Consider the following 4,924-nt stretch of genomic DNA (forward strand, 5'->3'; position numbering starts at 1 on the left):
GTAAAGCTTAATAGTTGCAATCGAAGCTTACTTCTTAGTTTGTTTAACTGTAAAAAGACTTGCGACTTTTTTAGCAGTCTACTTAGGTTGGAGCTACATGGATAGACACACCAATCCACTCCTCCGCGCCGTGCAAGCCTTCAACAGCAGGAATTCTGGCCAACTTGGGCAATCAGGCCAAGGTGCACCTTATCTTTATGTCTGTGAGTCAAAAATAAATATTAAAATAATATAAATAATTAAGATGGTTATTTATGTAGATTGATAACATAATAAATAAATTAAATGATAGGGATAGACAAAACCGAAAGATTTTTGTTAAAAATACTAACTATTAAAAACTGTGCTTCAAACTATTAGTGATACCAGTGTAAAAGCAGCCCTAAATGCTATAGAATCAGAGTCGGCAACTGTTCCCGAAAAAATCCAGATGCTAATAGAAATGGCAAACGGGTTGCAACAAAAACCAAAAGATATTCAACAGCTACATGATGCTATTTCCCTATATCAACAAGCTATAGAATTATCTACTCAAGATTATCCCCTACTGCAAGCAAGAGCATTAGCAGGAATGGGAACAGCTTTGAGAACAATCCCCGGAGAAGGGCAAGATTTATTATTAGAGGCAAAAGAAGCTTATGAAACTGCCCTAGAAATATTAAGGGAACAAGCAGCACCCGAAGAAGTTGCAGAAGCAGAAATGAACTTGGGAATGGTATTACAAGCATTAGTTCCCTATAATTTGGCAACAATGCAACAGGCAATACAGGTATCTCAACGGGCGTTGTCAAAATTTACAGCAGATAAACATCCCCAAGAATATGCCATATTGCAGAATAATATAGCGATCGCCTATTTGTCAATGACTCTTGCTCCAGAAAGGGAAAGTATGGGACAAGCAATGGCAGTACAATCATTTGAGTCAGCATTAAAAGCAGTTAACCTCATCGAACATCCTAAGGAATACGCGATGTTGCAAAATAACCTGGCTAATGCTTTGCAATATCTCCCCAGTCTGCATCCGATAGAAAATAATTTGCGGGCGTTGAGTGCATACAATGAAGCGTTGAAAGTTCGTAGTGCTAAAGATACACCACTAGAGTATGCGACAACTATCTCTAATAAAGCCAACCTGCTATATAATTTACCCGATAACCCAAAACATCCAGAAGCAGGAAATTACCAAAATTTGCTAGAGGCAAAAAATCTTTATGCACAAGCACAAGAAATTTTTTGTCAGTATAGCGAAGTAGAAAAAGCGACTGTAGTTTCGGAGGCGTTGTCAGCAGTGGAAGCTGAATTATTGTTGTCTGAAACTCAACTCACCAACTCCTAGAAAATAGGAGACTAAACATAATTAGGAGGATAAAAATGAGTGATTTACTCAGCACTATCAATACTCTGATTACAGACTTGGAAGCCATGCCAAGCATTCACATTTTTATCAGTAACTTAGCTTCAGGAGAAATTACAATACTGACTGCCATATTTTGGCTTGCAGTTGCTAGCGGAATTTCAATTATTGGTGGTGCTATTGGTGGAATATGGTTAGCAGGAAAAGATTTAGGTTATAGTCTAGCTGCAATGATTGGAGGTTTGTTTGGTCCTGCTGGTGTAATTCCAGCAGTTGTTGTTGGTTTGGCAATTTTGAAATTTGTTTAGCTGCAAGACACTGATTTTGGCACGGTTGCAGGGATTTTATAGCGCTACGCGCAAGTCAGAAGTCAGAAGTCAGAACTGAGAAGTGTGCATTAATTTAGGGTGCGTTAGACAGCTAAAATCTAAGGTTTGATAGAGATTTAACAACTTGTCGTAACGCACCATTTTAGATATTTCAATCTACTACTGTGCTGACACAGCTAATGGGTGTGCATGATTATTATTGGAGTGGGGGCGGGTTAATCTGAATAATTTGTCACACCATTAACTTAACGCGGAACCCACCCCTACTATTCTACAAATTGAAAATAGGAGAAATTATTATGTTAGAAGTCGGTTGGTATAGTACAAAATTGTTACTCAAAGGTAAACTGCTACGGGATCCATTTTACTTTATTAGACAGGTAGCTTTAGCAACTACAGTTGGTGCTTTAGTATTAATAGCAATGGCACAAATGCAAACAACATTATTGTTGCCAATTATCATTTCTAGTCTAGCAACTGGAATTGCTATGCCATTTTTGCTCAAAGATATAAAATTGCAATAGCAAGTAAATTCGGATTTTCTTGCCTCCGACTGAAACCGGAGCTACTGATAACTGATAACTGATAACTGATAACTGAAATGACTCAAGCCAAAATTCCCTTGCAAGAGTCTGTTAGTCTCGAAGCTCTGGTATCTGATATTACCCACTTTGAACAGGCGATCGCTCACTGGGATGAAAATCAAAAGTCAGTGGTTGAAGGGTTGAAAAATGCCATTGAAGCATTACACAAAGAAGCTTTGACCAGATTAATTCGTAGTGTTAAACAGGAATCTATGCCAGCATTGCGTCAAGCGGTGCAAGATGAAGTAGTTTATGGTCTATTGCGTTACCACGAATTAGTTAAACCACCGACACCACCTTTGGAAGTTCGAGTTCAACAGGCGTTAGATGAAATTCGCCCAGGTTTGCAAAGCCATAATGGTAATGTGGAGTTAGTCGCTATTAAACTGCCGGATACTGTGGAAGTCAAATTAGTGGGAAACTGTAGTAACTGTCCTGCTTCGACATTAACCATGAAAGATGGTGTCGAACAGGCAATTAAAACCCACTGCCCAGAAATTCAAAATGTAGTTTCTGTGAATACCTCAAAATAGGGAGTAGGGAGTAGGGGGAAAGAATTGATTTGATTTTTCCTCATTATCAATCTTACTCCGATCAGAATTTCATATCATGTCCGGTTGAATAGTTATAATTAAAGTTCGTAGTAGGGCTTTAGCCCTAAGTATAGATGGGGCTAAAGCCCTACTACAAGCACAAGCAAAAACTTTTTTATCACGCTCTTATCCGGACATAATATCATACCTTATTTCACCAATGCCTCATACGATAATTAATTACTCGGATTATATATTATATCAAATCCGGTTAATTGCACATAGAATTCGATTATATTATATATGTTTATAATTTCTGAAATTACTTCAAGCCTTCAATCTCCCTACATTCCCCAAATTCCCCTCCAGGCTCCCCTCCGAGGAGGGGCGGCGGTGGGTTGGGTTAGGGGTGGGTCTGGTATCTCCCCATCTCCCCATCCCCCCATCTTCCCCAACTATATAATAGGTATTCAACCGGATTTGATATTACAGTCAATTCTGCTTCATAAAACTGATACAAAACTTCACATAACGTGACAAATTGATGTGTAGGGACGTTGCATGCAACGTCCCTACGAGGCCGTCGGCGGTTACTCATCCACAGGCATTGACGGGTTTTGCAATGGCCGCATCTTTCAACTAATTACCTAAATTTAAGTCTTTGTCAATAGATATCAGAAACATTTGGTTCTCTTGCCCCTCACTGTGCCAAAATCCCTAACGAGCGGGATTTTGGGAGAGGTCTATATAGATAGACACCCCAGAAATGTTTAAGCAGCGATTAGTGCAGAAGATACAAATTTCACCCTCCCTGCAAAGCCATGTGAACATAACTACCATATTATATCGCTAAAAAACGTAAATTGTTAACTAAGTCGAAACTCCTGACTCCCTTGACTCCTAACTCCTTAATTTATTCCTCTAAAACTGCCAGATGCAAGATCGCGTCACCTTGATTAACCAAAGGATTTTGTAAACTACCGATGACCACTCCTGTACAAGGAGCGTTAACGGTAGTATTTTGTTCGCCAAAAGCATCTGATATCACACCTAATAATTGCTTTTTGATAACTTTATGACCTAATTCCACATATAGTCGCAATATTCCACTGCGAGCAGCTCGTACCCATTTAGTCTCATCCACTTCTAGAACTAGTTGTGGTTCCAGGTACATTTCTAGTGGGTACATATTTAAACTCGCCATTACCCGCATGATACCTTCTACTCCTACTTTAATTGCATTCTCATCAAAGCGCAATGCTTCCCCTGCTTCGTACAATAATATAGGAATACCTTGTTTGGCGGCTGCCTCCCGCAGGGAACCATCTCTAGTTTGGGAATGAATTGTTACCGGTGCTGCAAAAGCTTTTGCACATTCATAAGTTTGAGGATCGTGAAGGTTAGCACGAATTTGTGGTAAATTTTTGCGATGGTCTGAGGCAGTATGTAAGTCAATACCGTGGGTAGATTTCCTAACAATTTCTTCCATAAATAAATGAGCTAAACGACTGCCGAGGGAACCTCTTTTTGAACCAGGAAAAGAACGATTTAAGTCACGGCGATCGGGTAAATAACGAGATTGTTCTATAAAGCCAAATATATTCACAATTGGTACGGCAATTAATGTACCTTTCAATAAAGATGGAGAAATTTTTTGTAATACTTGACGAATAATTTCTACACCATTAACTTCATCACCATGAATAGCAGCACTTAACCAAAGTATTGGTCCTTGATAGCTACCATTTATGACTGTAACTGGTAAAGTAATTAAGGTTTGAGTAGGCAGACGTGCTATGGGTATTTCTATCCGTTGTATTTTTGCTGGCGGAATAACTGAACCACCGATTTCTATCATTTTTTATTAAGTTTATACCTGAGAAAGAATATTATGTTTCCTATTAAAATTTACTATTTTTTTACCAATAAATAAAGTATTAGACCAAGGGTAAAAAAATAATTTTACAAAACTTTAGTTATAGGGAACAGTTCAACAATTAATAATTAATAATTAATAATTAATAATTTACCTCTCCTTGAAAACGGATAGGATTGACTCAAAAGAAAATTTTTATTTATTATCCCCTTAAAAGGGGAGGCTTTAAACCACATTTTTTTGGTAAA

The 4,924-nt window shown here is 38.2% G+C and carries 5 protein-coding genes; 4 read left to right on the forward strand and 1 reads right to left on the reverse strand.

Translation table 11 applies throughout. The features are described from left to right. Positions 1-343: 343 nt before the first annotated feature. From F6K22_RS31725 to F6K22_RS31740, 4 genes are all read left to right on the forward strand, one after another. Positions 344-1,336 (forward strand): tetratricopeptide repeat protein, encoded by a 993-nt coding sequence (locus F6K22_RS31725; protein WP_293107456.1) that lies wholly within the window; start codon positions 344-346, stop codon positions 1,334-1,336. A 35-nt stretch (positions 1,337-1,371) separates the two neighbouring features. After that, entirely contained in the window at positions 1,372-1,662 is a 291-nt protein-coding gene (locus F6K22_RS31730) for an asr0689 family protein (RefSeq protein ID WP_293107459.1), read from the forward strand. Positions 1,663-1,982: 320 nt separating this feature from the next. Then, entirely contained in the window at positions 1,983-2,207 is a 225-nt protein-coding gene (locus F6K22_RS31735) for a hypothetical protein (RefSeq protein ID WP_293107461.1), read from the forward strand. Between the two features lie 77 nt (positions 2,208-2,284). After that, complete coding sequence (locus tag F6K22_RS31740; RefSeq protein ID WP_293107464.1) at positions 2,285-2,800, forward strand: NifU family protein; 516 nt, start codon at positions 2,285-2,287, stop codon at positions 2,798-2,800. 913 nt (positions 2,801-3,713) lie between these two features. Here F6K22_RS31740 and F6K22_RS31745 read toward each other — a convergent pair. After that, the gene (locus tag F6K22_RS31745; RefSeq protein WP_293107467.1) at positions 3,714-4,658 is read right to left on the reverse strand and encodes a succinylglutamate desuccinylase/aspartoacylase family protein; all 945 of its coding nucleotides are present in this window, start codon (positions 4,656-4,658) and stop codon (positions 3,714-3,716) included. Positions 4,659-4,924: the final 266 nt, after the last annotated feature.

Origin of the sequence: Okeania sp. SIO2F4, from assembly GCF_010672385.1 — a bacterium.
GTDB lineage: Bacteria > Cyanobacteriota > Cyanobacteriia > Cyanobacteriales > Microcoleaceae > Trichodesmium.

Excerpts from the sequence above, each read along its gene's own strand:
- F6K22_RS31730 (WP_293107459.1), top strand. The coding sequence starts at position 1,372 with ATGAGTGATTTACTCAGCACTATCAATACTCTGATTACAGACTTGGAA.
- F6K22_RS31735 (WP_293107461.1), top strand. The coding sequence starts at position 1,983 with ATGTTAGAAGTCGGTTGGTATAGTACAAAATTGTTACTCAAAGGTAAA.
- F6K22_RS31740 (WP_293107464.1), top strand. The coding sequence starts at position 2,285 with ATGACTCAAGCCAAAATTCCCTTGCAAGAGTCTGTTAGTCTCGAAGCT.
- F6K22_RS31745 (WP_293107467.1), bottom strand. The coding sequence starts at position 4,658 with ATGATAGAAATCGGTGGTTCAGTTATTCCGCCAGCAAAAATACAACGG.